The sequence below is a fragment of the Streptomyces sp. 8N114 genome, from assembly GCF_052245835.1.
GTDB lineage: Bacteria > Actinomycetota > Actinomycetes > Streptomycetales > Streptomycetaceae > Streptomyces.
Genome location: NZ_JBQQBT010000002.1, coordinates 1 through 25,120, shown reverse-complemented (window position 1 = coordinate 25,120; position 25,120 = coordinate 1). Strand labels below are relative to the sequence as shown.

The following is a 25,120-nucleotide window of genomic DNA, read 5'->3' as shown; positions in this document are numbered from 1 at the left end:
CTGGAATATCAGGCGAGGAACGACAGTCGCCCGCGCTTGTCGACATGGATGGCCCGGTCGTTCCACTCGACGTGCTGGACGTCGTCGGTACAGGTCACCGAGATGTCCTGGCAGAAGTGGCCGGTTTTCTCGCCAGGCTCCGCGGTGAACACTTCCGGAAGCCGGTCGCACCGCGGATCCACCGGCGCCAGCGGACCTTCCGTCGTCCCGTTCTTCCCGGTCTCCCAGGCGAACAGGTCGTAGACCGACTGGGCGGTATGAACTGTCTTCAGCGGCTTGGCCGTGTAGACGAAATCCTGGCTGAAGGCCCCGGCGCTGCCCGACGTCATGCCCTTGCTGGTCACCAGCCACGGCACCGTCACCCCCTTGAAGGACACGGTGCAGCGGACGGTCTCGCCGCGTGGCCGCATGACCTCGCCATCACACTTGCCGGGACCGGTCTCGCCGATGACACCGGCCATGCGCAGTGTCTCCTGCCGCAGGTGGTTGAGCACCTTCTCGACCGGCTCCGCCTCGAGCTCCGGCGACGGGAGAGCGTCCTCCAACTCGGAGTCGACGATGCCGGGATGCCGTTGGCTCGGTTCGATCTCCACCGGCCGCCTCTCGCCCTCTGCTTTCGAGAGCTTCGGCTTCGCATCGCAGCCGCTCGGCTCGTCGGCGCAGCCGCCGACCAGGGCCATGACGGCTGCCACGGCCGGGATCACAAGACGCCTCATCTCACCGTCTTCTCCGCTCGCGCTCGCTGACACACCCTTCGCCGCGAGGGCCGGCGGAGCGCGTGGCCGGTGGTTCCGGTGTGCCGGGCAAGCATAGAGGCGCGCGGGCGTGCCCCCTGGCGTACCGGCCCGGGGCGATGCCCAGGACCCGCTTGAAATGCCGGGTGAGGTGGGACTGGTCGTAGAAGCCGGCGGCGGTTGCCACCTCGCCCGGTGGCCATCCGTCGAGGAGCAGACGACGGGCAAGGTCGACGCGGCGGGACGTCACGTACTGGTGGGGTGCCATGCCGAACGCGGCGCTGAAGGCACGTACGAGATGCGCGGGGTGGGCGTGGAGCACACGTGCGGTCTCTTCCAGCGTGGTGCCTTCGCGGAATCGCTCGTCGAGGAGGTCACGCAGGTTCTGCGCGATGCCCCGGTCGGGCACCGTGCCGCCGACGGCGGGACCGGGGCGCAGGTGCTCGCGCAGGCGCTGGCTGATGAGGGCCAGCCGGCTCTCCGCCTCGAGCTCGTCCCCCCGGCCGGCGAGGGCGGTGTGCAGCTGTCCGACACGTCTGCGCAGGAGGGGGTCGGTGAGGTCCGGGCCGTCGACCGCAGGCCCGATGAAGCCGGCGTCCAGCTGCGTCATGTCGAGGTAGAGGACCCGCTTGCGGAAGCCGTGCGGGGTGGCGGGTGAGCCGTTGTGCGGGACCTGCGGCGGCAGCAGGCTGACGGTGCCGTCCGGGGTGCCGCGCTCATGGCGGTCCAGCTCGTAGCGGACCGCGCCGTCGTCGACGATCAGCAGCGTCCAGGCGTCGTGGACATGCATCGGGTACACATGCTCGGTGAAGTGGGCGTGGAGGACCTCCATGACGCCCGGGACCGACGGGCGCCAAGCAGAGATTTCCTGCTGGGACACCATGCAAAGAACGTACAAGACCGCGCAGGCGTGCAGCCTGCAGTCTCACAGCATGAGAACGATGGATGAGACCGGGACCCGGGCCGGGGTCGAGACCGGCACGGGGGCCGAGAACGCGCCTGTCCGCTTCGATACGAAGATCGCCGTACTGCTGCGTGACGACCTGGAGCCCTGGCAGCGGCTGAATGTGACCGCCTTCGTCGTCAGCGGGCTCGGTACGGTGTCGCCCGAGGTGATCGGCGAGCCGTACGCGGACGCCGACGGCATCGCGTATCTGCCGATGTTCCGCCAGCCCGTGCTGGTTTTCGAGGGGACGAAGGAGATGCTGACCACCGCACACGGTCGTGCGCTGTCCCGCTCGCTGCCGAGGGCTGTGTTCACCTCGGATCTGTTCCGCACGGGCAACGACCGCGACAACCGGGCAGCCGTACGCGCGGTGGGCACCGATCAGCTCGATTTGGCAGGGATGGCCGTCTACGGGCCGCGTAACGCGGTGGACAAGGTCATCAAAGGCGCGCGGATGCATCCCTGAGCAGTGGCAGTGGCGGAGGGCCGTCGAGGGCCGATCGGGCTCGGCGGCCCTCCTCGGTGTGACGGGGCCGAGGGTGGCGGTGCCCGCGGTGTGCGCGGGAGAGGGCGCGGGTACGGTCCGCAGCGGCGTGCGTACACACAGTACGGGCGCTGGACGAGGAGGAGTTGATCCGGTGGTGGAGACAGCAGCCGGCGGTCGTCCCGTGGTCCGGTACCGCTCCCCGGTCCTCGACAGCGCGCGGTGGGCGGGCTTCCCCTTCCGCGGCGGCGACATCGTGATCAGTACGCCGCCCAAGTGCGGCACCACGTGGACGCAGATGATCTGCGCCCTCCTCGTACACGGCACCCCCGGGCTCCCGCGGCCCCTGAACAGCATGTCGCCCTGGCTGGATGTGCTGTACCGGGACCGCGACGAGGTGGTGGCCTCCCTGGAGGCGCAACGGCACCGCCGGTTCGTCAAGTCCCACACCCCGCTGGACGGCCTGCCGTACGACGAGCGCGTGACGTATGTGTGCGTGGGCCGCGACCCGCGCGACGTGGGTCTGTCGACGCAGCACCACATGGCCAACATGGACCCGGCCACCGTCGCCCGTATCCGCGCGCGGGCAGCCGGTGAGCAGGCGGCCGCGGAGGTGGCCGAGGAGGTGACCCGGCGGGTACGGGAGGCTGCCGAGCCGGGCGCCGCGGGCTTCCGACGCTGGGTCGAGAACCGGGCCCCGGTGACGGAGGCGCCGGCGAGCCTGCGCTATACGCTGCACCACCTGCGGACGTTCTGGGAAGCCCGGCACCTCGGCAACGTGGTGCTGCTGCACTACGACGACCTCAAGTCCGATCTGGCCGGGAACATGCGCCACTTGGCGCGGCGGCTCGGCATCGCGGTGCCCGAGGAGAGGTTCCCCGAACTCGTGCGGGCGGCGACCTTCGAGGCGATGCGCGGCAATGCCGACCAGCTCGTCCCCGAGGCCGACATGGCCGTCTGGCGCAACACCCGCGACTTCTTCCACCGGGGCTCGTCCGGCCAGTGGAGGGAGGTCCTGGCCGAGCCGGACCTGCGCCGGTACGCGGAGGTGACCGCCGAGTTCGCCGGCCCCGACCTGGTGGCCTGGCTGCACCCGGCCCACCCGCTCCCGGCCGCGCCGACGGACTGACCACCGATGCGGAGGTGGTCCCGCCGGTTCCTCCCCCGCCCTGATCTTCCGCTGAGCGCATGAGTACGGTGATCCCCCGCCCGAGCGCCCTCCTCGGCCCCGTTCACAGATCACCAGTACACCTGACGCGCCCATCCGGAGGAAACCGTGGCCCCAAGTCCCGCCCCAGCGCCCGAGGATGAGCCGCGCGAGGAGGTGACCGCGGAAGGAGTCTCGGCAGCGGAACGGGAGTTGTTCGGCGGGCGGCTGCGCTGGGATGACGCGTTCGTCGAGCACGAGGGCGCGCTGACGCGTATGCGGTTCGGTCAGATGGCTGCCGCGCTGCCGCGCATGGTGGGCGTGGTGCTGCGGGCCGGATGGGCTGCGGACCCGCGGGCGCTGACCGGCCTGGTGACCGCGCAGATCGGCCAGGGGCTGACGGCCGCGTTCGGGCTGGTGGCGGTCAACGGGGCGCTCAGCAAGCTGTTCGCGGACGGCCCGGCCAGTGACAAACTTCAGCAGTCCCTCCCGGCGCTCGCGATGCTGGCCATCGTCTCCGTGGGCTCGGCGCTGCTGTCGGCCTGGTCGACGGCGATGTCCGGTCGGCTGGAGCCCCAGGTCGAGCGGGCCGTCTCCCTCCGGTACTACCGGGCGGTCACGCGGGTGGAGGTGGAGGCCACCGAAAGGCCGGAGGTCCAACGGCACTTGGACGCGGGGAAGTTCGGCACCGACTCGGCGCGGCGCATGCTCAGCCTGTCCGTCGGCGTCGCCAACGTCGTGATCGGCATGGTGGCCGCAGCCCTCGTGCTGGCCTCGCTGCACTGGTCGCTGCTGCCGATGCTGCTGGCGATCGCCCTGCCCAAGGGCTGGGGCGCTGTGCGCTCGGCGCGCCGGGAGTACATCTCGCGTCGCCACTGGGTGGATCACCGGCGGGCGGTGGTGACGCTGCTGCAGTACCTGACGATGCCGCACGCCGCCGGAGAGATCCGGGCACACGCGGCAGGCTCCGTGCTGCTGCGCGGGTACGAGGAGATGTCAGGGCTGATGGAGACCGAGCAGCGGCGTCTGGCCCGGGCCCAGGCCCACACCGATCTGGTCGCCGGCGCGTTCTCCGGCCTGGCCTCCCTGGGCTGTTACGGGGTGCTGTGGTGGCTGCTGACCAGCGGCGGTCTCCCCCTGGCTGTCGGGGGCACCGCGGTGGTCGCCATCCGTAACTCCACTGCCCGGCTCACGTCGTTGGTGCAGCAGGTCAACCGCATGTACGAGGAGATGCTGCAGCTCGGTGACACCGAGGAAGCCACCCAGCTGGCGGCCCGGCACGCCATCCCGCAGACCGGCAAGCCGCTGCCCTCCCCGGTGCAGGCCATCGAGGTGCGCAACGTCTCCTTCACCTACCCCGGCGCCGGGGTGCCCTCGCTGCAGAACGTGGATGTGTCCGTACGGCGGGGCGAGGTGACCGCGCTGGTCGGCGCGAACGGCTCCGGCAAATCCACGCTGGCCAAGATCCTGGCCGGGCTGCTGCTGCCCACCGGCGGCAAGGTGTGGTGGGAAGGCCCGTCCGGGGAACGGGTGGAGCTGCGCGAGGCCGACCGGGCAGAGGTCTTCCGGTCCGTCGGGCTGCTGACGCAGGACTTCCCCAACTGGCAGATGACAGCCGCCGCGAACATCGCCATCGGTGCCGGTGACCGCCCGCGGGACATGGCCCGGGTCAAGGAGGCCGCGCGGGCTGCTGACGTGGACGACTTGGTCGAGGGTCTGCCGCACGGCTGGAACTCCATCGTCGTCAAAGGGTACGAACGCGGCGTGCAGCTCTCGGGCGGTCAGTGGCAGAAACTGGGCAACGCCCGCAGCCGTTACCGCGGCGCACCCGTCCTGCTGGTCGACGAGCCGACCTCCGCGCTCGATCCGCACGCCGAGATCGAGGCGTTCGAGCGCCTGCGCACACTGGCCGACAGCGGCACCGCGGTGGTACTGATCACCCACCGGCTCGCCGCGACCGCCACGGCCGACCACATCTACGTCCTGGACCACGGGCACATCGCCGAACACGGCACCCATGAGCAGCTCATGGGAAGGGGCGGCGGGCTGTACCGGGGCATGTTCGAGGCGCAGGCCGCACAGTACGGGCTCGCCTCGCCGCCGGCCGCGTCCCGGACGTACTGATCACCATTCAGCGGCAGTTTGCCGATGGCCGGCCTTCGCCAATCTTGCGATGACTTCAAAGCATCGGAAGTTCACCAACAGGTGCATTCCCTTTGGTAGTTGACGTTGATCGCGACGCTCCACTACGTTTCAAGAGCCTCGGGGGAAATCCGGTATTCACAAAGGCCGTCGGCCCGGCGAATCCCGTGCGGGGCCCCTTGAACGGAGGGAACAGAATGAACGAAGAGATACTGGAAGACGAATTCGCTCTCGACCTGCGTGTCGGTTACGCGGAGGTTTCGTCCCATTCCGGCGGTGCCACGAACGACACTTGCGGGACGTCGCGTACATCGGCGTGCACCGACACGCTCAGCACGTGCTGCTGATACGCCACGTCTGATGTGACGCACCCCCATGGCGCACCACGCGGAGGGTCCCGTAGTCCGTGCACAGGGGATTCCCGTGCCCTCCGTGTGGTCGCTTGCCAGGAAGGCCGAGGAAGGGAGCGGTGCCATGGCGTCTCATTCCGCGTCTCATCCCGCGGGGAAAGCGACCGACGACGAGGTTCTGCGGCTGGCTCGCGATGTGGCTGACCGGCTCACGGCATCGGCCGGCGCCGCCGAAGGGAAAGCGGATCTCGCCGACGGCGCCCCCGGCGTCGCGCTCGCCCTCCGGTATGCCGCCGAAGTCTTCGACGACGACCGCTACTTCAAAGCAGGCCGACTCCAGCTGCGGCGCGCCGCCGAGGCGAGTGCCGCTGCGCCCTTGCGCGAGGCCAGCTTGTACCACGGCACCGCGGGAGTCGTCTGGGCGGTGACCGAGTACGCCCGGCTGGAGCCGCGCTACCTCCCGACGCTCACCACGATGACCGATCAGCTCGCGCGGCAGACGCTGGCGATCACGCTCCCCGTCGCCGTCGGCAGCGTGGCCGAATGCGATTTCGACGTCATCTCGGGCGCGGCCGGCTGGCTCGCCGCGCTCCTCAAGGCCGCGGATGTCCTCGGCGGGCCCGCGACGGACGCGGCCGAGGAGGCCACGGACCGCCTCGTCGGCTATCTGCTGGATCTGGCCCAGGACGACGGCGGCAGGCCCAGGTGGTTCTGCGCGCCCTCCCACTTCCCCCGCATTCCGGGCCCCGACGGACAGCTGGTGCGCCTTCCGACATATGTGAAGCAGTATCCCGACGGCATGTACAACATGGGATTCGCCCACGGGCCGGCGGGTATTCTCGCGGCCCTCTCCCGCCCCGACACCGCCTACGCGGCCGGCATCGCGGGCCGGGGCGAACGGGGAGACGCGCGGCCTCGCCGGGTGCGGCAGGGAATCCGCGCCCTCGCCCGGACGATCGAAGCGCTGCGCATCGACGGCCTCGACCATCCGGCGTGGCCGTACATTGTGCCGGCCCACCCGGACAACGGGCGCCCCGACACCGTCTCGCGGGTACCGGCCAGGCCCGGGTGGTGCTATGGCGCGCCCGGTGTCGCGACGTCCCTGCTGTCGGCCTCGGCGGCCTGCGGCGACCCGGAGCCGGCCGACCTCGCGGTGGCCGCGCTCCTCGGCGTCGAACGCACCCCTGTCGAGCAGCAGCGCCTCAACTCACCCACGATGTGCCACGGGCTGGCAGGGCTGGTGACCATCTACGGCCGCGCCGCCGCCCAGACCGGCGCGCCGGACCTGTGGCGTATGCACGACGACTTCCGGTCGCGGTTGTGCTCCCACGCGGACCCGGACCACCCCTACCTCTTCCCGAACTACACCCCGACGGGAGAGCAGGAGCACCAGGCCGGCCTGTTGGTCGGTGCGGCCGGAGTCCTGCTCGCCCTTCTCGGCACCGTGTCCGACGCCGCGGCCGGGTGGGACGAGCTGCTGTTCCTGACCCCGGGGCCCGCACGCGGGCGCGGACCGGGCGCGACACAGGCGTGAGGAAGACATGACCGAAAAGACCGCCGACACCTACCGGGCCTGCGGGTTCTTCATGCTCAGAGCGCCGGCGCTGCCCACCCGTCCGATGCTCGAACTGCTCAGGTCGCTGCCCATGGCGGACGGCGACGCCGTGCGTACGGACACCTGGCAGGACGATTTCGCGGACCAGCTCCTCAAGCTGTGGTGGACCCCGGGCGTGCCGGACGCCGTGCGGGCCGCCTCGCCTCATCTGGCGGACGCCGTTGAGCGGTTCGACAGCCTCACAGGCAAGAACCGGCGGAAGGCCGTCCGCGGCCTCAGCCGCTATTTGAACCGGATGAGCTTCCGCTCGACGCCGTTCGGCCTCTTCGCGGGGGTGGCCACCGGCGTGTTCGGCGAGGAGCAGCGCGCCCGGCTCGGGCAGAGCTCCATCGGAACGGCCCGCGCACGCGCCGACTCGGGCTGGGTCATGCACCTGGTGAAGCGGCTCGCCTTCGGCGCCGAGCGCCCCCACGACGTGAGCGTGCGGCGCAATGACCTGCTCCACGTCTCCCGCGGCCGGGTGTGGCTGTCCACCGCCGAGGGCTATGGGCTGGACGCCGGTGCCGAGGCACGCGCCAGCACGCATGACGAAGAGCCCACCACGCCCAGGGGCCGACGCTTCGTCAGCGTCCGGCTCACGGCCCCGGTGCGGTCCGTGCTCGACCACACCCGCACGCCGACGACGCTCGGCGAGCTCAACGCGCGGCTCACCGAGGACTATCCGAGTGCCGGCGCCGAGCGGATCGCAGCGCTGCTCGACGGTCTCCTCGACAGCGACATCCTCATCACCGCCGAGCGACCCCGGCTGCTCGTCCCGCCGACCGGCGGGACGGAGCCCGACGCGCTCCTGCGCTCGATGCTGCCGCCCGTCACCGACCCCGCCGTCGCGCGGGCGATCGACGACGTCGAGGCGGCGATCAGCGCGTTCAACCAGGGCGCGATCCCGGTGCGGGAACTGCTGAAGACGGCGAGCGCGCCGGTGCCCGAAGCCGTCGCCGGCCGCTCAGGGCCGACCCTTCAGATCGACTCGACGCTGGACTTCGACGCGCCCCCGGTCCTCCCACGGCCCGTGGCCGACCTGGCCGAGGAGGCCGCCCACGTGTTCGCGCGCGTGGGAACGGAAGACCGGTACCCGTCGCACCTCGCGGAGTACGCCGAAGCCTTCTCCGAACGGTACGGCGACGGCTCCGAGGTCCCCCTGCTGGAGGCGCTGACCCCGGAGACCGGCCTCGGCCCGCCCCGTCGTTACCGCTGCCCAGGACGGGCCTACCCGCTGCCCGGTGTCGCCCAGGAGCCCGAGGCCGGGTCGGGCTTCCCGGACCTGTCGTCCCGGGAGGCCGTGCTGACCCGGCTGGCCAACACCGCTCTCGCACGCCGGGAGCTGAGCGTCCAGCTCGACGACCGGCTGCTCGACGAGATCGCCGACGCCTCAGCCACCGAGGACGACGACCGGCCGCCGTTCCCCGTCCTCGATCTGTACCTCAGCCTCACGGCACCGGGCCCCGGCCGCGCGCACTGGCGCGGTGTGTGCAGCACCATCGGGGTGGGGATGGGCGGCAGGACCTTCGCCCGTTTCCACGATCTCCTCGACGACGAGGCGCAGTCCGCGCTGCGGGAGCTGGCCGCCGCCGAGGAACGGCACCAGGGCGACGCCGTCTGCGCCGAGCTGTCCTACCTCCCCGCGGACGCCAGGTCCATCAACGTCTCGATCCGTCCCACCGCGCACACGTGGGAACTGCCGGTCAACGTCACGCCCGGCCGGGACGAGGACCATGTGATCCGCCTGGACGACGTCCTCGTCGGCGTGTCCGGAGGAAAGCTCTATCTGCGCAGCCGCTCACTGGGCCGGCGGCTGCATGTCACCCAGCGCACGATGCTCAACCTGGCAGGGGCGCCGGACCCCTGCCGGTTCATGGTGGAGGTCTCCTACGCGCTCTCGCGCCTGGTCACGTCATTCAGCTGGGGAGACCTGGGCTGGACCATGCCGTTCCTGCCCCGCGTCGAGCGAGGCGATCTGGTGCTGCGGCGGGCGCAGTGGCGGCTGCGCAGGGGGGAACTCGCGCTGTCCGACGGCCGCTCCGATGGCCCCTCCGGCCACGGCTCCGGCAGCCACGACCACGGCGGCGGGGACGGACTGGCCGCATTCGCCCAGGCCGTCGACGCCTGGGCCCGGACGTGGATGGTGCCCCGTCTGGTCAACATCGTCGACCAGGACAACACTCTGCTGCTCGACCTCACCAGCGCCCCTTCGCTGCGCGAACTGCGCGACACCCTGGAACAGGCTCCGGAGGAAGGAGTCGTCCTGGAGGAGGTGCTGCCCGCACCCGACGAGGGCTTCCTGCGCGACGCCGCCGGTGAGCCGTACGCCTCCGAGATCGTTGTGCCCCTCGTACGAACCAGCCTGGACCCGGGCCGGGCCGCCCGGCGCGTCCAGCCCCGCTCCACCACGGCACAAGGGCGGGGCGGCCGGGAGGATCCGGAGGACCGGATCAAGCGGGTCGGCAGCGACTGGCTTGCCGTCAAGCTCTACGCCGAGCCGGACGCCCATGACACGCTGCTGGGGGTGGGCCTGGCCGCCCTCGCCGAGCAGATGTCCGAACGGTACGGCGTGGCCGCCCCGTTCTTCGTGCGCTACGCCGATCCGGCACCCCACCTGCGCGTACGGTTCTTCGTACCCGAGGAGGCCGCGCGCCAGGACGTCCTGCGCGATGTGACCGCTTGGGCCTACGATCTCGCCCGCGGCGGGCAGATCTCGGACCACGCCTTCGTCAGCTACCAGCGCGAGGTCGAGCGCTACGGCGGCCCCGAACTCATCGCCGATGCCGAGGACTTGTTCCGGCGGGACAGCACGGCCGTCATTCAACTCCTCCGGCACCTTCGCAACGGCGGGACCGGACTGCCGGGCCTGGGCCCCGAGCCGGACCTGGGCCTGGACGCGGACCTGGAGCGTGCCGCACTGGTCGCCCTCACTCTCGACCGGCTGTGCGCGTCCCTGATTCCCGACGCCGACGCGCGCCACGCCCTCGCCCGCGCCGCGGCGACACGGAACGCCGGCGGCAGCCTGTACCGGGCGGCCGGGCGAAGCCTGTGGACCGCGCTCACCGATGACGGCCCGACCCGCCGACTGCTCGACGAGGCCGCCGCCTCCTGGCGCCCGGCCGCGGAACGGCTGACGCGGCGGATGGCCGAGCTGCAGGGGGCGGGCCAATTCCAGGCGGACCGCATCGTCCTGAGCCTCCTCCACATGCACTGCAACCGCATGGGCCTCCGCCGCACCGAGGAGGAGATCTCCTACGGGGTTTGGCGGCGCCTCCTCGACCGCGCCGCCCACGCCCGCTGATCACTCCCGGCGTGGATCAGGGGGCGTCCAGGAGGGTCGCGGGGTGGGCGAGGGCGTCGGCGGCGATGGTGCAACGGTGGGCGAGTTGCTCGACCTGGTGGTGGAAGGCGGCGGCCTCCGGGCCGGTCCACTCGATGGCGTCGGCGCTTGCGCGGAGTCGTTCGGCGTGCGCTTGGAGCGCTGCGGCGTGGGCCCGCAGCTGAGCTGCGGGGGTGGTCGGGCCGTCGGAGGCGGGGCGGGGAGCGGGGAGCGAGGGCTTCACAGGTTCCTCCAGGGGGCGAAGGCGTTGGTCACGCCGTCCAGCGCGTCGGCGAGTTCGGGGTGGTGGCGCAACAGGACGCGGATCATGCCGTTGCGGTCGATCCACTCCAGCCCTTCGGGGGTGTAGATCTCGGGCCGGTAGTCGGTGGTGAAGAAGCGGTCGCTCTTGAGCCGTCGGCTGGCCATCAGGATGAAGATGCGGAAGAGGGAGTCGCTGAAGCCGAAACCGGCGGGGCGGGGCTCGACGAGGTTGCCGACGAGGGTGTCGACGCGGTCGAGACGGCCCTCGTAGAGCTCCTCCAGCAGCGGGGTGTCGGTGGGGTGGCCGCCGGTGAGTTCCTCGAAGGAGGTGACGGGGCGCTTGCGGAGCATCTGCCGGTAGGCGTTGTAGCGGGGAATGCCACGTTCGCGGTCGCGGAGGATGTCGACGGTGCCCAGGTCGACGTGTTCACCGGTGAGCCGGGTCAGTCTGCGCAGCGAGTCGGGATGGTTGTGCAGGACCAGGGCGCCCGGGTTGGCGGTGCCGAAGCTGTAGAACAGGTCGCTCATGCCGTGTGCGTCGATCGCGGTGCGGGTGGTGGCGCCCTGCATGTCGTCGAAGCCGATCGTCTCCCGGCGGCGGCCTGAGCGGTGGTCGCGCAGTGTCAGCTCGTCCGGGATGAGGGGGTGGAGCCGGTACGCGGAGACGAACTCCTCGGTCATGGAGAACGGAGCCGCGTGGTGGTCCGTCGGGGAGCCGAGAATGCCGCTGAGCATCTCGCCCTGGCCGATACGTCCGTACTTCTTGCGGACCCAACTCGGCAGGACGCCACACCAGTTGGCGTTCATGGCGCGGTGCAGGACGGGGGTGTCGAGGATGCCCGGCGTCCACTCCACCGTGTGGATCTTCGCCATGAGAGCGGTGTTGACGAGCCGGGCGGTGTGGAAGAGCCGTTCGTCGTCCCAGGTGGGGTAGTGGGAGTGCAGGTAGGCACAGATCGCGTTGTGTTCCTTGGCGAACAGGGTGTGCAGCAGGGACAGGCCGGTCCAGTAGTCGCTGTTCATCCCGGTGGCGTCGAGACAGGACATGCCCGGCCTGGGGTCGGCCGGCAGGCGGCCGTCCTGGACGATGAGGTGCCCCCGCTCGCCGGTGCGCAGCGACCGGCAGCGTTCCTCGGACGAGCCGTAGATCTGGGAGCCGTCCCACCAGTGCGTGAGGGTGTTCTCGTACGTGGGCGGGGCGTGGGGCGTGGTGTGCGCGACCGGGTCGGGGCGGGTGCGGTTGATGCGCATGGGGCACTCCCCCGCCCAGTCGTCGTCCTCGGCCAGCGGCACGGTGAACGGTTCGGCCTGTTCGTTGTCGCCGTGGTTGGCCCAGCCGTGGTTCTCGAACTGGATCCAGGCGGCGGCCAGCAGATTGAGGGTGGGGGCCGGCAGGAAGCTGCGCCGGGCCAGGAGGTGACGGCTGACTTCGCGCGGACTGGGCGACATCAGGTCGGCGTCGCTGTCCGGGAAGGCGAGGTGGAGCGGGGCGTTGCGGTCCAGGCGGGTGCCGACGCGGCCCATGTCCGCGTCATGGGGGTCGTACGCCGATCCGTCGTAGGTGCGGTACGGCGGCAGGCTCTCCGGGGCGCGGCGGGGCCGCTCGCCGCCGGCGCAGTAGGTGTCGTGGAGGTTCTCACGGCGCAGGTCGTCGCGGAGAAAGCGAAGGTTCAACAGGCCGACCGCGGTGGGGAGCTCGTGCCATTCGCGGCGGCGGTTGATACGGGCGAAGGCGGCGGAGCCGAGACGTTCCAGAACGCCGGGCGGTCCGTAGGGCGCCGGTTGCGAAGGCTGGGACGAGGGCGGACTGCCGGCCTGTGCGGGGATGTCCGAGGTGGTCGAGGCAGGACCGGCGGGCGTGCCGGTGTTGTTGGGTGCGGTGTCGGTCATCCGGGACCTCCAGGCAGGCATACGGCAACGAGTCGGACGGGTCGGAAAGCCTCACGGCACGAGTAACGGGCCCCTCGTGCCGACGGGAGCAGGAGGACGGGTGTCAGCGGTCGTAGAGCGCGAAGAGCCGGGTGGCGGTCACCCGGCCGCGGTACGGAGCGAGCGCCGCGTCGACATCGGCGCTCGCCTCGGGCACGTCGAACCGGAGGTTGTGCGCGTAGCGTTCTGCCGCGTGACACAGCGGGAAGGCGTGGGTGTCATCGGTCCAGGTGTACTCGGTGAACTGCGCCGGGAGGGCGTACGGCGAGACGGCGGAGCGGCCCTCCAGGCTGGGCACGACATCGTGTTCGTTGATCAGCGAGAAAGCGCGGGTTTCCGGGTCGGCCGGGCGTTTGCCGTCGACGGGTGAGCCGATGGCCACACTGTGTGTGACGCGGTACAGCGCGCAGAAGTCGGGATCGGCGGCGAGGTTCATCGCGGTGATGCCGCCCAGACTGTGCCCGACGAGGGCGATGTCACGGCCGGAGGGCACCCAGGAGCGCAGGGCCCGGGTGACGGCACGGGAGTACGGCGTGCCGGGCCGGGCGACCGCGTGGACGGCACCGAGCACATCCTGAGGGCTGGACTTGGAGAGGGCGTCGGTGGCCATCCCGGCGAGCTGGACGACGTACCGCGTCGCCCCGTCGGGGCCGGTCACCTGCTGGACGAGCAGGGTCCCGCCGGTGCCCACGGTCCCGATGTTGCGGATGCAGCCGACGACGGTGCCGGAGCAGTCGAGCCTCTCCAGCAGGGACGGGTCGGGGGTGACGGGTTCGGCGCGGCCGGGCCCCCGGTCGAGGAGGGCCCAGATGCGGGCGCCGATACCGAGGACCGGCTCGGCGCCGGTGAGGGTGCGGCCCGTGGCGATCTCCCAGGCGGCGTCGTCGTTGAAGGGGTTCTCGTCGGTGAGCGCGTTCCACGCCAGGATGTCGCCGAACGACGGGGCGAGCAGGGCGAAGGCGCGTTCGGCACCTTGGCTGCCGATGATGGACTTGAAGGTGCGCAGGGCCTCGCGTTGCCGGTCGTCGTCGATGGCCCGCAGCACCCGGGCGGTGTCGGGGTCGGTGAGCAGTTCGGGATGCGTGACGGCCGCCGCCCGGATGCGGGCCTTGAGTCCCGCGACGGCCAGGCTCACCGCGAGGCTTTCGCGGCTGGTGAGCACGCCGGTCAGCCAGGCGGCACGGGCCGCCGGGTGCCGCCCTTCGGCCGCCCAGCCCAGCCCGGCCGGGTCGGTGAGGGCGTGCAGCAGCGAGCGCAGTGCCGCACGGGCCCGGCTGCTGCCGAGTGCTCGCACCGGGAGCCGGGTGCCCAGAGCGAGCTCGCCCGCGTATCGGGAGGCTCGGCGTACGGCGTCCGCCGCCTCGCCCAACTCGCGGCACAGTTCGTGCAGACGGGCCACGTCCGGGTCGGTGTCGGTATCGGTGCCGGTTTCGGCCATGGGGTGGTGCCTCCAGGTCGGCGGTCCGGTGCGGTCAGGAGTGGGCCAGGGTGAGCTGAATGCCGGGGGCGTTCAGCACGCCCGGCAGCGGCCGGCACGGGTCGAGCCGGGGTCGGCCGCCGGTGACGCGGTGGTCGCGGAGCAGCTGTGCGCAGACTTCGGCGGCGGCCATGAGCCCGAGCCGGTCACCGGGGCAGCGGCCCTCCCCGTGGCTGAACGGCGCCATCCGCGTGTCCCGGTCGGCGCCCTCGGCCTGCCAGCGGCCCGGGGCGAACAGCGAACCGCCGGGAACCAGGTCGCTGTCCCGCTGCAGGAACCCGATGGGGACAAGGACGTGCGTCCCGGCCGGGTAGGGCACCCCGCGCCAGGTGGTGTCGGCGCGCAGGATGCGCAGCAGATCGGGCACCACCGGATAGAGCCGGAGGGTCTCCTGAACGCAGGCTTGCAGCCGGGTGGTGTCGGGAGCGTCCGGTACGTCGTGCAGCGCTGCCTGTTCGGCCGGGTGGGCGGCGAGCAGCAGCAGCGTACGGGCGACGATGGCGGCGACCGAGTCGAGGGCCAGGAACCAGTGGTGGGCCTGGCCCACGGCGTCGACGTCCTCGCCGCATGCCGTGTCCCTGGCGCGCCCGATCAGGGTCGATGCGGGGGCGTGCGGCGCGTAGACGTGCAGCCGATTCGTGGCGGCTTCGTACCGCCGCCGGCCGGCCGGCGTGGGGCCGCGCCGTACCACGCCCCAGTTGCCCTCCTTGCGCAGGGCGAGCAGCCAGCGGTGCAGTTCCTCGTCCCCGGCTGCCTGGTCTCCCAGCACGATGCGGCGTGAGATGCGCTCGACGGTGCGCTGCAGCCGGGCGTACGTAAGGGTGGGCCCGGTGGTGAGCCGCGTGCACTCCTCGGCGATGACGGTCCGGTACGTGCCGCACGAGGGGTGGGCCTCGTCGTGGTGAGCCAGCACCTGGTCGTTGAGGGCTCGGCGCTCCTCGCGCAGGTTGCCGTGGGAGCAGACGACTCCGGTGGGTTCGAGGACCGAGAGCATCTTCGTCTTGTCCACGGCGTCCAGGGCCAGTTCGCGCACCGGCCGGGCGAAGAACTCCTGGACGTCGGCGGGGTCGAGCAGGACGAGTGTGTCGCCGGAGGCCCCGCCGAGCAGCACGGGGGCGCCGTCGTAGCGGTCGCGCAGGGCGCGCAGAGTCGCGGCGGACCAGCGGGGCTGGCCTGCCGCGCCCAGCACCGTCACGGCCCCTGGGCGTACGGCCGGAATGCCTCGGGCGAAGGCCGGCACGGAGTGGGTGACGGCGAAGCGGAGGGATTCGCCGGGACGGGCGCGGAGCGGTCGCGCGACGGTGCTCCCGGGCTGCGCATCGGCAGGGCCGGCGGAGTCCGTGGTGTCGCCCGGCTCGCGCGAGCCGGCCTGGGGCGCGGGCCGGGTCATGCTTCCACAACCTTTCCGGGGTTGAGCAGCCCGCGGGGGTCGAAGAGCCGCTTGATGCCGCGGTGCATCTCGAGGCTGACGGCATCGAGTTCGCGGCCGAGCCATTCGCGCTTCAGCGTCCCGATGCCGTGTTCGCCGGTGGTGGTGCCGCCGAGCGCCAGTCCCGCCGCCATGATGTCGTCGTAGGCGGTGCGGGCCCGCTGGACCTCGTCGGGGTCGGACTCGTCGAAGACGACCGTGGGGTGCAGATTGCCGTCCCCGGCGTGGCCGAGCGTGAAGATCCGCAGCCTGTGGCGCCGGGCGATGTCCTCGATCGTGCCGACGAACTTGGCCAGTTCGGACGGCGGTACGGCCACGTCCTCGATGAACGCCGTGGGCTGTCCGCCGAGACCGGCGGCGAAAGCGCCCAGCGCCGGGGACACCAGCCGCCGGGCCTCGATGATCTTCTGCGACTCCTCGGCAGTGCCTGCGGCGACCACCTGGTCGGCACCGGCGCCCTCACACAGCGCCTTCATCGCCGCGAGGTCCGGCGCCGGGTCGGGGGTGTCGCTCTCGACGATGAGGGTGGCGGCGCTGTCGGGCCGCAGCAGCGCATGCCCGTACTCGGCGACGGCCTGGGAGGTCGCCCGGTCCAGCAGCTCGACGGCCGAGGGCAGGTGTCCCCCTCCGGTGATGGCCGCGACGGCGTTCCCGGCCGCGGTGAGGCTCGGGAACTGTGCCAGGAGGGCGAGCGGGGTGGGCCGGGCGGGCCGCAGCGCCAGGGTGGCCCCGACGATGACGCCGAGGGTGCCCTCCGAGCCGACGAAGAGCCGGGTCAGGTCGTATCCGGCGACGCCCTTGGCCGTGTCGCGTCCGGTGCGCATCCGCCGCCCGTCCGGGAGGACCACGTCCAGACCGAGGACGTAGTCGGCGGTCACGCCGTACTTCACACAGCAGATACCGCCGGCTCCGGTGGCGATGTTGCCGCCGATCGTGCACGTCTCCCACGACGCGGGGTCGGGCGGATAGGCCAGACCGTGCGCGGCGACGGCGTCGTTGAGCCGCTTCGTGATCACGCCGGGCTCGCACCGGACCAGCCGGTTGACCGGGTCGACGGTGCCGATCCGGTCCAGGCGCAGGGTCGAGAGCACGAGGCAGCCGTCGACCGCGTTCGCGGCACCGGCGAGTCCGGTCCGAGCGCCCTGCGGGACGACGGGGACGCCGTGCGCGTACGCGGTCCGCATCACCTCCTCGACCTGATCGGCGGTGCGCGGCAGGGCGACGGCGGCGGGGACACCGGGGGTGGAGAACGGGGCGGCGTCCCTGGTATGCGCGGCCAGCGCATCGGGGTCGGTCAGCAGGGTGTCCGCGGGGAGTCGGTCGCGCAGCTCGTGCAGCAGTTGCGTGAGGTCAGGGGACATGGGGCCTTCCAGGGTTCGTGCGGCCAGTGGGGGGCCAGTGGGGCCAGAGGGCGAGTGCGGCCGCGGTGCTGTACGGAGGGCGGGAAACGGTGGGCGGTGAGGCGGATACCGCCGGTGGCTCACAGCGAGGGAAGCTCCGTGGTGACCGGAACGTCGATCAGGACGGGGCCGTCCTGCTGGGCCGTGGCGTCCCGTACGAGTTTGGTGAGCTCCCCCGCGCCCTCGGCGCGGAGGGAGCGCACCCCGTAGCCGGCGGCGATCGCGGAGATGTCCAGCCCTGGGATGTCCAACCCGGGGGCGCCTTGGGCATGTTCGAGCTGCGCGAACCACTGCAGGATCGCGTAGCGCGCGTTGCTCAGCACCACGAAGGTGACGGGCACGCGGTAGGCCGCCGCGGTCCACAGCGCCTGCACGGCGTAGTGGACCGAGCCGTCCCCCAGCACGGCGACGACCGGCCGGTCGGGGGCACCGAGTTGTGCGCCGACGGCCGCGGCGGCTCCGAAGCCGAGCCCGCCGCCCGCGGAGAAGAGATAGGAACCAGGGGTGCTGATCCGGGTCGCCTCGTGGAACTGCGGAATGTTGGACGGCGACTCGTTCACCCACAGCGTGTCATCGGGCGCCCCTTCTGCGACGGCCGCCAAGGTGGTGCCGGGCGGCAGGGCCCCGTCGGCCGCCTGCGGGACGCGTACCCGCCGGTCCGGCGCGGGAGCAGGCTCGCAGGCGGGGAACTGCTCGGCCAGCGCCTGGACCGTCGCCGCGGGGTCGGCGACGACCGCGTCGCCGACCGGGGCCTTCGCAGCCTCGTCGGAGTCCCGGGTGACGAGGACCAGTTCGGTGCCGTCGGGCAAGTACGGGCCCGGTACGTAGGGGTAGTAGCGGAAGACCTGCGCGCCGATGACCACGACCAGATCGTGACCGTCCAGCGCCCGGGTGAGCGGACCGATGGCGGGTGGCAGCTCGCCCCGGTACAGCGGGTGGCCGTACGGGAAGGAGACGCGAGCAGAGGCGGGCGCGGACCAGACCGGAAGCCCACCGCGCTCGGCCAGCCGGACCACGGAGTCCCAGGCACCGGACGCATCCACATCGTCGCCGACGACCAGCACCGCGGAGCGGGCCCGCTTGACGCGGTCGGCAAGCGACCGGACGGTCTCCGGCCGCGGAGCTGTGGCGTGCTCGACCCTGCGGGCGGCGGTGGCCTGCGCTGCCTGGTCCTCCGCTTCCGTGACGGTGGCGTCGAAATCGTCCATGGGCAGGGAGAGGAACACCGGCCCGTGCGGCGGGGTCTCGGCCAGCTGTACGGCCCGGGCCAGCGCGGGCGGCACGTCGGCCGGACGCGGCGGCTCGTACGCCCACTTGACGGCCGGCTGCGGCAGCAGCGCCGGCTGGGGGTTGGAGAGCAGCGCCTCCATGGTGAGCATCGCCCGTACCTGCTGTCCTGCGGTGACCACCATGGGGGTGCGGTTGGCGCGGGCGTTGAGGATGGCGCCCATCGCGTTCCCGGTGCCGGGGCCGGTGTGCAGGTTGACGAGCGCTGTGACGCCGGATGCGAGCGCGTAACCGTCCGCCATGCCGACGACCACGGCCTCCTGAAGGCCGAGCACGTACTGGAAATCGTCGGGGAATTGCTTCAGGAACGGCAGCTCGGTCGAGCCGGGGTTACCGAAAACCGTGGTCATGCCGCGTGTTCTCAGAACATCCAGGGCGGATTCCCGGACTGTGCGCATGGAGGTCCCTTCCCGCAGTGCTGGCGGTGACCGTGACGACGGTCCCGGCGTGCGGAGGCCAATGCAGCACGACAGCCACGACCCGACAAAATGTCCCGCTCTCTCCAGTTTTGCTCTGCCTCCGAGCCGTCGTTCCGGGCTCCTGCCGCCGACCGCCGCGGCCTTACGTCAACGACCCGTTCGGCAAACCGCGCGCACTGATGCTTTCTTCACAACGGCCGGGCCGCACACGGTGGCTGCTGTCGGTCAGTTGAACCGGAGCCGGGCGTCCGAGGTCGCATGGACGCGGAGCTCCGGTAAGGGGGTGCCCTTGCCGGGAGCGCGCGGACTGCGGGTACTCCCCCCAAGCTCTTCGAGCAGGGAGGTATCCCCAGTGGCCGGGCGCGCAGTTCCCCGCGCCCCTTGCGGGGCGCGGGTCCCGCATTACTGCTCGTTTCAGAATGGAAGGAGTCGCGTCCGTGCCCGGCACCGAGCTCCAGCACATCCCGGCCCCCGGCCACACAGAACACGTCGGCCGCCCACGCAGCCGGTGCGGAGGTGGCCCCTCGCCGTACATGCCGGGATGGGCGGCGTAGATGTCCTGCCGGTGCCACCGCAGGGTGAACCCGAGCCGCTGGGCGGCCTTGATCACCCGCAGCGTGGTCACCGCCTCCTCGCCGTACAGACGGTGGCCTCCGTTGCTGCGTTCCGGCTCGGCCAACAGGCCACGCCGCTCGTAGTAACGCAGCGTCTGGATGTTCACCCCGCCCTTTCAACCTCAGCGGCAACCGCTCCACAGAAGCCGGATGGGCTCCGCCATTCGGTATGACCGGCTCGCCCTCCCCACAAAACACAAGGTACAACGCGAAGTACCCCAAGGCGGTCAAGAAGATCGTGGACGATGAGGACGAGCTGCTGGCTTTCTATGGCTTCCCCGCCGAGCACTGGATTCATCTGCGGACCATGAATCCCATCGAGTCGATGTTCGCCACCGTGCGGCTGCGGACCAAGGTGACGAAGGGTGCCGGCAGCCGGGCCGCCGGACTGGCGATGGGTTTCAAGCTGGTCGAGTCAGCCCAGGCCCGCCGGCGGGCTGTGAATGCACCCCACCTTGTCGCTCTGGTTCGTTCCGGGGCGCGGTTCGAACGCGACCGCCTCGTCGAACGCCCGAGCCCCTCTCGGCGTGAGCAGCCTCAGCCGGTCCGCAGAAGTCGGGAGGGTCTCAGGCACTCGCGCGCCGTATGTGCAGGTGGCCATCGCGGGGGAAGGAGGGCGGTGCCGCGGGCAGGAGGGTGGCGAAGTCGTAGCGGCTCTTCTGTGCAACCCGGCACGATGCCGGGTTGTCCACCTGGTGGAGGAGTTCGAGACGCTCCAGCCCGTCGGCTTCGAAGGTGTCGAAGGCCCAGTTGGTGAGTGCCTCCAGGGCGCGGGAGGCTACTCCCCGCCCACGAGCGTGTGCCGCGGTCCAGTAGCCCACTTCGGCCGCCGGTTTGCCGGAGGTGACTTCCTTGAGGACCACGTTGCCCACCAACTGTTCGCGAACTGAACCGGTCCGTGCCTCAAGGACGGCGAAGCCGAACCGGTCCCCCGTTGCCCAGCCCTGCTGCTGAGCCTGCACCCAGCGTGTCCCGTCGGCATCGTTGTCCACGACAGAGCTCGCCCACCGGCGCAGTGCGAGATCCTGGCTCACCTCGACCAATGCGGCGACGTCCTCCACGCGCCAGGGGCGAAGAACGAGAGCGGGAGAGACCGGCGACGCGGCCACCTGAAGTACGACCGGGGCACTCATCAGCCGATGGTATGTGGCGGCGTTTTCACCCGACGCCAGCCGCGTCCGCCCCATGCCGCCTTGTGACCGCCCCGTCATTGCCGTGTCCGGGCGCGCAGAGCCTGGACGGACCAGTCGAACACTGGAGCCAGGCTCTCCGGGGTCGGCCAGCCGTTGACCACTGCGAGCAGCTGGAGGTACCGCTCCCGGCGCGGATCGTTCACGCTCTCCAGCCGAGTCGCCAGCCGGCGGCGAAGCTCGACGTCGTCGGGGCGGCCGAGGAGGTGCGCGTAGTACGCCGTGAACTGCGCGACGATCGGATCGGCCTGGGGTGAGGCCGGGTCGATGCCTGCGGTCAGGGCCGGGCCGACCTGGTCACGGACGGCTGCGGTGATGTCGCGGCGCGGGACCGTCACGCCGCTTCGGGTCTGCTCGGCCGCCTGGTCCTCGGCCATCCGCCGCACGACGGCGCGGAAACCCGGGTCCAGGGCCATTTCGGCCAGCTCCACCCACGCCTGGACCTGCTCTGTCTTCGGGTTGTGGGGCAACTCGGGGGTCATCGAGCGCCTGACCCCCGCGCATGCGGGGGCGGCGTCAAGACCGCCGAAGACGGCGTCGAGGAAATCACCGATCAGACGGCTGCGTTCGTCCTCGGAAAGCCGGGCCAGCTGGTGCATGAGTTCCGTCTCCTCAGGTGTGGACCCGCGCTCGGCCACCGCCGTCAGCACCGCGCGCCGCAGGCACAGGACGCGGATCTGCACCGTCAGTGCTTCGGCGTGCGCTGCGGCGACCTCCGGAAACGAGAGCTCACGGTCCACGACCTTGCGGATCGTGGGAAGGTCCAGTCCCAGCTCGCGCAGGGTACGCACGAGGTCCAGGCGTGCCACGGCGTCGATGCTGTAGAGGCGGTAGCCGGCCGGGCTGCGGTCGGTCGGCGCCACGATTCCGCGATCGGAGTAGAACCGAATGGTCTTGACCGGGAGACCGGTCCGTCGAGCAAGTTCGCCGATCGAGTAGAGCGTGTCGCCGTTCATGTCCCCACCTTCGTGTCTCCCCCTACGGGAGACTCAAGTCCCTTCGCCTGCCGGCAGGCAACCACTCCTCATCCACAAGTCTTGACAATTCCTCTTGCCGGACCACGGCTCGCCGTCGGTGCACTGCCCGGGCCGGAACAGGAGGTCTGGTCGGTCAGTTGCGCCAGCCGAGCTCCTTGGGGCCGTAGAGGGCCGCGGGCTTTCCCGTGAGCAAGGCCCAGTAGCGGTCCCCGAAGGACCAGTGCCACCACTCCGTGGGGTAGTTCACCAGCCCTGCGGCCGTGAGCACGGTGCCCAGCAGCTTCCGGTTGGCGCGGGCCTCCTCGCTGATGTCCGGGGCGTGGGTGTAGCAGGCGCCGGCGCTCTCCTCCGGGTCCGCGTTCATGCGCGTGCCCAGGTCCAGTTCGTATCCGTCGGCATCGGCGAGGGTGAGGTCGACGGCCGCGCCGGCGCTGTGCGGCGCGATGTCGGGGGGTGACACGTACCTGCTCGCCGCCGAGTGGATCTCCTGGGAGGACCAGCCGGGGTGGGCGGCCCGCAGCCGGCCGGCGTACTCCTCGAAGTACTCCCGCTGGAGGGAAGGGGGCCGGTACCCCTCGACGAACAGCAGCCGGATGCCCACCGGCAGCATCGTCTGCGCCGTGAGCAGCCGCTCCAGCACACCTTCCCGCAGGTGGGCGAAGGCGTCCGCCGGGTCCTGCTTGCGGGTGTCGACGAGCAGACGGCCGCCGAGGCGGACGTCCACGAGGCGTTCGCCGGACTCGATCACGGGCACGGCGGCGACCTTCGGATCCGACATCAGCACGATCGCGTCCATGTCGCCGCCCCTCATCCTGCCGACGTGGCCGGGTGGCGCACGCCGAACCACTGCTCGGCGCCGTACTCCTCGAACCGCTCGACCTCGGTGAAGCCCAGTCTCGCCGCGAGGCGCATCGCCCGGTCGTTGGCGCTCTGGGTGGAGAGCACCACGGGTTCGCCGGGCCGCGCGCCGGTGAACCAGTCGAGTGCCGCCGCGCACGCCTCGAAGGCGTAACCGCGTCCCCACGCCTCGGACAGGAACAGGTAACCGAGTTCGGTCTCTCCGGCCTCGGGGCGGACATGTCCCCGGCGCTCGGCACTGCGGGAATCGAGCGTGATCATGCCGATCATCGTTCCGTCGAGTTCGACCACGAAACAGCCGGGGCGTCGTCCGGGCACTTCGGGCATCGCGCGTTCGAGTTCGTCGCGAGGCCGGGCGCCGCCGATGTAGGTGCCCACCTCGGGCGAGGCGAACAGCTCGACGAAGACCGCGCGGTCCCGGGCCTCGGACGCGCGGAGCACGAGCCGGTCGGTCGGTAACGGGGCCGTCGGCCAGGTGAAGGTTCCAGGTTCGATCACGGCGGGGAACCTATCGCACGCCCCATGAGAGCCATCGACAGAGAAGCCCGGCTGCTGCCCGGCGATCATTTTCCTGCCGTCTGCAACCGGGACCGCTTCGGTACGCGTGTCGATGATCTGAGAAGTGAGCGCGGAGCGGAACCGGCGGGACGGCGAAGCGAACGCGGGACAGCGGGCGAACGGAAGGCGACACAGCGTGGGTCACGACCAGGTTGTCGAAGCGTTTCAGCGGGAATGCGCAGCCCTCGGCGACGCCATGGCCGGCCTGTCCGAGGCCGAGTGGAACCTTCCGACACGCTGCGCTCCCTGGACCGTACGCGACCTGCTCGGGCACGTATGCGTGGTGATCGACTGGCTTCCGGCCATGCTGGACGCGCCGGAACCCGGCGAGGCGGAGATCTCCGCGGCGGAGTACTACCGCCCGGACGACCGCTTCTCACCCCAGACCAACGGCAAGCGGATCGCCCTGGCCCAGGACCGCGCGGCGAGGCCGGCCGACGGCGCCGCCTTCGCCAAGGACTTCGCCGCGACGTGGCGGCGGGCCGACCGGCTGTGCCGGGACCAACCCGGGGGCCGGACCGTGCGGACACGTCATGGCGACGCCATGCTCCTGTCGGAATTCGTCCTCACCCGCGTCGTGGAAGTCGCCGTCCACGGCCTCGACCTGGCCGACGCACTCGGACGCGAAGCCTGGCTCACCCCGGCGGCCGGTGACGCCGTGGCGGAACTGCTCCTGGGCGCGGAGCACGCCCCGGCGGCCGACAAGCTGCAGTGGTCCCGCTCCCGCTTCCTGCGCAAGGCCACCGGCCGGGAGCCGCTGACCGAGGCGGAGGCCGCGCAGGTCGAACGGCTCGGCATCCGCTGGCTCGCCCTGGGCTGATCTCCGTGCACAAACCGGTCTGGGTCGGAGACCGCGCCGAGGTAGTGGTGGCCGGTCATGTGGCACCAGGCGGGCAGGTCGAGAGGGGCGGCCGGGACGGTGCTCGGGGCGGCGCGGTCGATCTACTTGCGTAGGCTCACCCGCGGCCTCGCGCTCTACGGGGCGTAGCTGATCGTCTCAGGATGAGGTTCGCAGGCGGCGCAGGCATATGAGGCTGCAGACCAGTTCGAGCAGACCCTGATGGAGATCGGCGCGTCGCTCGTAGCGGATGCGGAGCCGTTTGAACTGGTGCACCCAGGCGAATGCGCGCTCGACCACCCAGCGCACCTTGCCCAGTCCGGAACCGTGGGTGACGCCGCGCCGGGCGATCAGCGGCTTGATGCCGCGCTTCCACAGTAGGCGTCGGTACTTGTCGAAGTCGTAGCCCCGGTCCGCGTACAGGCGCCGGGGCCTGCGGCGGGGACGTCCGGGCAGACCCCGGATCGGCGGAACGGCGTTCAGCAGCGGCAGCAACTGGGTGACGTCGTGCCGGTTGCCGCCGGTGAGGGTCACGGCGAGCGGGGTTCCGTGACGGTCGACGATCAGGTGATGCTTGGAGCCTGGACGGGCACGGTCGACGGGCGAGGGGCCGACATGATCCCCCCTTTGACGGCCCGGACGTGCGATCCATCCACGGAGCAGTCATCCAGGTCCAGCAGGTCGGCGCGGCGCAGTTCGGTCAGCAGGGCGGCGTGCAGACGCGGCCAGACGCCGGCCTCGGTCCAGTCCCGCAGCCGGCGCCAGGCCGTCACTCCGGAGCAGCCCACCGTCTCCGCGGGAACATCACGCCACGCGACACCGGTCCGCAACACGAACAGGACGCCGGCGAGTGCAGCCCGGTCCGGAACGCGAAGCCGCCCGGGATGCCGGTGGCGCCGTTCGGGAGCAGGCGGCAGCAGCGGGGCCACCCGCTCCCACAGGTCATCAGAAACAAGATCAGCACGCACGCGGGACACCCTGCGGACCAAGATCACCGAGTGCAAGACCTGCGAATCAACTCATTCTGAAACGATCAGTTACTGATCTTTTCGTAAGTTCGGTGGGTGTGGTGGGCGGATGGTCAGGCCGGTATGGGCGAGGAATGACCATGGAAGTCGGGGGTTGGTATTGATGCGGTGGATGCCTTGCTCGGTGGCGTCGGCG

The 25,120-nt window shown here is 71.2% G+C and carries 20 protein-coding genes and 1 pseudogene; 7 read left to right on the top strand and 14 right to left on the bottom strand.

What is annotated here, in order from left to right; translation table 11 throughout:
• Positions 1 to 8 precede the first annotated feature (8 nt).
• Positions 9 to 716, bottom strand: a complete 708-nt coding sequence (locus tag ACTWQF_RS05650; RefSeq protein WP_443277632.1) for a hypothetical protein — start codon at positions 714 to 716, stop codon at positions 9 to 11.
• 1 nt (position 717) lies between these two features.
• On the bottom strand, positions 718 to 1,617 hold the full coding sequence (locus ACTWQF_RS05645) for an AraC family transcriptional regulator (RefSeq protein WP_443277631.1): 900 nt from the start codon (positions 1,615 to 1,617) through the stop codon (positions 718 to 720).
• A gap of 58 nt (positions 1,618 to 1,675) precedes the next feature.
• On the opposite strand from ACTWQF_RS05645, the gene ACTWQF_RS05640 reads away from it, so the two are divergent.
• The 5 genes from ACTWQF_RS05640 (at position 1,676) to ACTWQF_RS05620 (ending at position 10,698) form a co-directional block, all read left to right on the top strand.
• On the top strand, positions 1,676 to 2,146 hold the full coding sequence (locus ACTWQF_RS05640; protein WP_443277629.1) for a DUF2000 family protein: 471 nt from the start codon (positions 1,676 to 1,678) through the stop codon (positions 2,144 to 2,146).
• Positions 2,147 to 2,318: 172 nt separating this feature from the next.
• Positions 2,319 to 3,293, top strand: coding sequence for a sulfotransferase domain-containing protein (locus ACTWQF_RS05635; protein ID WP_443277627.1), 975 nt, complete (start codon positions 2,319 to 2,321; stop codon positions 3,291 to 3,293).
• A 294-nt stretch (positions 3,294 to 3,587) separates the two neighbouring features.
• Positions 3,588 to 5,435 carry an ABC transporter ATP-binding protein gene (locus ACTWQF_RS05630; RefSeq protein WP_443278468.1) on the top strand — a complete coding sequence of 616 codons (1,848 nt, stop codon included), beginning with the start codon at positions 3,588 to 3,590 and terminating at the stop codon, positions 5,433 to 5,435.
• 492 nt (positions 5,436 to 5,927) lie between these two features.
• On the top strand, positions 5,928 to 7,337 hold the full coding sequence (locus ACTWQF_RS05625; protein WP_443277625.1) for a lanthionine synthetase C family protein: 1,410 nt from the start codon (positions 5,928 to 5,930) through the stop codon (positions 7,335 to 7,337).
• A 7-nt stretch (positions 7,338 to 7,344) separates the two neighbouring features.
• Complete coding sequence (locus ACTWQF_RS05620) at positions 7,345 to 10,698, top strand: lantibiotic dehydratase (protein WP_443277623.1); 3,354 nt, start codon at positions 7,345 to 7,347, stop codon at positions 10,696 to 10,698.
• 16 nt (positions 10,699 to 10,714) lie between these two features.
• Here ACTWQF_RS05620 and ACTWQF_RS05615 read toward each other — a convergent pair whose 3' ends face one another.
• From ACTWQF_RS05615 to ACTWQF_RS05585, 7 genes are all read right to left on the bottom strand, one after another.
• Entirely contained in the window at positions 10,715 to 10,960 is a 246-nt protein-coding gene (locus tag ACTWQF_RS05615) for a hypothetical protein (RefSeq protein WP_443277621.1), read from the bottom strand.
• The gene (locus ACTWQF_RS05610) at positions 10,957 to 12,870 is read right to left on the bottom strand and encodes a peroxidase family protein (protein WP_443277619.1); all 1,914 of its coding nucleotides are present in this window, start codon (positions 12,868 to 12,870) and stop codon (positions 10,957 to 10,959) included. The genes ACTWQF_RS05615 and ACTWQF_RS05610 overlap by 4 nt, the downstream gene beginning before the upstream one ends.
• A gap of 103 nt (positions 12,871 to 12,973) precedes the next feature.
• Positions 12,974 to 14,347, bottom strand: a complete 1,374-nt coding sequence (locus ACTWQF_RS05605) for a hypothetical protein (RefSeq protein ID WP_443277617.1) — start codon at positions 14,345 to 14,347, stop codon at positions 12,974 to 12,976.
• Positions 14,348 to 14,381: 34 nt separating this feature from the next.
• Positions 14,382 to 15,776 carry a cytochrome P450 gene (locus ACTWQF_RS05600; RefSeq protein WP_443277615.1) on the bottom strand — a complete coding sequence of 465 codons (1,395 nt, stop codon included), beginning with the start codon at positions 15,774 to 15,776 and terminating at the stop codon, positions 14,382 to 14,384.
• Complete coding sequence (locus tag ACTWQF_RS05595) at positions 15,773 to 17,176, bottom strand: FAD-binding oxidoreductase (RefSeq protein WP_443277613.1); 1,404 nt, start codon at positions 17,174 to 17,176, stop codon at positions 15,773 to 15,775. The genes ACTWQF_RS05600 and ACTWQF_RS05595 overlap by 4 nt, the downstream gene beginning before the upstream one ends.
• A gap of 119 nt (positions 17,177 to 17,295) precedes the next feature.
• Entirely contained in the window at positions 17,296 to 18,852 is a 1,557-nt protein-coding gene (gene mdlC / locus ACTWQF_RS05590; RefSeq protein WP_443277611.1) for a benzoylformate decarboxylase, read from the bottom strand.
• Positions 18,853 to 19,063: 211 nt separating this feature from the next.
• Positions 19,064 to 19,642: a MerR family transcriptional regulator gene (locus tag ACTWQF_RS05585; RefSeq protein ID WP_443277609.1), complete on the bottom strand. Its 579-nt coding sequence runs from the start codon at positions 19,640 to 19,642 to the stop codon at positions 19,064 to 19,066.
• A gap of 95 nt (positions 19,643 to 19,737) precedes the next feature.
• Here ACTWQF_RS05585 and ACTWQF_RS05580 point away from each other — a divergent pair.
• A pseudogene (locus ACTWQF_RS05580) lies at positions 19,738 to 20,052 on the top strand (transposase); the annotation flags it as partial.
• Positions 20,053 to 20,101: 49 nt separating this feature from the next.
• On the opposite strand, the gene ACTWQF_RS05575 reads toward ACTWQF_RS05580, so the two are convergent.
• The 4 genes from ACTWQF_RS05575 to ACTWQF_RS05560 all read right to left on the bottom strand — a co-directional run bounded on the left by ACTWQF_RS05575 (position 20,102) and on the right by ACTWQF_RS05560 (position 23,058).
• A complete protein-coding gene (locus ACTWQF_RS05575; protein WP_443277607.1) occupies positions 20,102 to 20,668 on the bottom strand; it encodes a GNAT family N-acetyltransferase in 567 nt (188 codons plus the stop codon).
• Positions 20,669 to 20,742: 74 nt separating this feature from the next.
• Complete coding sequence (locus ACTWQF_RS05570) at positions 20,743 to 21,681, bottom strand: MerR family transcriptional regulator (RefSeq protein ID WP_443277605.1); 939 nt, start codon at positions 21,679 to 21,681, stop codon at positions 20,743 to 20,745.
• Between the two features lie 154 nt (positions 21,682 to 21,835).
• Positions 21,836 to 22,498 carry a M15 family metallopeptidase gene (locus ACTWQF_RS05565; protein ID WP_443277603.1) on the bottom strand — a complete coding sequence of 221 codons (663 nt, stop codon included), beginning with the start codon at positions 22,496 to 22,498 and terminating at the stop codon, positions 21,836 to 21,838.
• A gap of 11 nt (positions 22,499 to 22,509) precedes the next feature.
• Positions 22,510 to 23,058 carry a GNAT family N-acetyltransferase gene (locus ACTWQF_RS05560; RefSeq protein WP_443277602.1) on the bottom strand — a complete coding sequence of 183 codons (549 nt, stop codon included), beginning with the start codon at positions 23,056 to 23,058 and terminating at the stop codon, positions 22,510 to 22,512.
• A gap of 196 nt (positions 23,059 to 23,254) precedes the next feature.
• On the opposite strand from ACTWQF_RS05560, the gene ACTWQF_RS05555 reads away from it, so the two are divergent.
• Positions 23,255 to 23,938: a maleylpyruvate isomerase family mycothiol-dependent enzyme gene (locus ACTWQF_RS05555; RefSeq protein ID WP_443277600.1), complete on the top strand. Its 684-nt coding sequence runs from the start codon at positions 23,255 to 23,257 to the stop codon at positions 23,936 to 23,938.
• Between the two features lie 177 nt (positions 23,939 to 24,115).
• Here the strand turns inward: ACTWQF_RS05555 and ACTWQF_RS05550 are convergent.
• Positions 24,116 to 24,924, bottom strand: a protein-coding gene (locus tag ACTWQF_RS05550) for an IS5 family transposase (RefSeq protein WP_443277599.1) whose coding sequence is annotated in 2 segments (ribosomal slippage) — positions 24,116 to 24,585 and positions 24,585 to 24,924 — 810 coding nt in all. Because the reading frame shifts where the segments join, the coding sequence is not laid out codon by codon here.
• Between the last annotated feature and the right edge of the window lie 196 nt (positions 24,925 to 25,120).

Coding starts and splice junctions, on each gene's coding strand:
- ACTWQF_RS05625 (WP_443277625.1), top strand. CDS start 5,928: ATGGCGTCTCATTCCGCGTCTCATCCCGCGGGGAAAGCGACCGACGAC.
- ACTWQF_RS05620 (WP_443277623.1), top strand. CDS start 7,345: ATGACCGAAAAGACCGCCGACACCTACCGGGCCTGCGGGTTCTTCATG.
- mdlC (WP_443277611.1), bottom strand. CDS start 18,852: ATGACCACGGTTTTCGGTAACCCCGGCTCGACCGAGCTGCCGTTCCTG.
- ACTWQF_RS05575 (WP_443277607.1), bottom strand. CDS start 20,668: ATGAGTGCCCCGGTCGTACTTCAGGTGGCCGCGTCGCCGGTCTCTCCC.
- ACTWQF_RS05565 (WP_443277603.1), bottom strand. CDS start 22,498: ATGGACGCGATCGTGCTGATGTCGGATCCGAAGGTCGCCGCCGTGCCC.
- ACTWQF_RS05600 (WP_443277615.1), bottom strand. CDS start 15,776: ATGACCCGGCCCGCGCCCCAGGCCGGCTCGCGCGAGCCGGGCGACACC.
- ACTWQF_RS05650 (WP_443277632.1), bottom strand. CDS start 716: ATGAGGCGTCTTGTGATCCCGGCCGTGGCAGCCGTCATGGCCCTGGTC.
- ACTWQF_RS05630 (WP_443278468.1), top strand. CDS start 3,588: ATGCGGTTCGGTCAGATGGCTGCCGCGCTGCCGCGCATGGTGGGCGTG.
- ACTWQF_RS05570 (WP_443277605.1), bottom strand. CDS start 21,681: ATGAACGGCGACACGCTCTACTCGATCGGCGAACTTGCTCGACGGACC.
- ACTWQF_RS05610 (WP_443277619.1), bottom strand. CDS start 12,870: ATGACCGACACCGCACCCAACAACACCGGCACGCCCGCCGGTCCTGCC.
- ACTWQF_RS05645 (WP_443277631.1), bottom strand. CDS start 1,617: ATGGTGTCCCAGCAGGAAATCTCTGCTTGGCGCCCGTCGGTCCCGGGC.
- ACTWQF_RS05605 (WP_443277617.1), bottom strand. CDS start 14,347: ATGGCCGAAACCGGCACCGATACCGACACCGACCCGGACGTGGCCCGT.
- ACTWQF_RS05640 (WP_443277629.1), top strand. CDS start 1,676: ATGGATGAGACCGGGACCCGGGCCGGGGTCGAGACCGGCACGGGGGCC.
- ACTWQF_RS05595 (WP_443277613.1), bottom strand. CDS start 17,176: ATGTCCCCTGACCTCACGCAACTGCTGCACGAGCTGCGCGACCGACTC.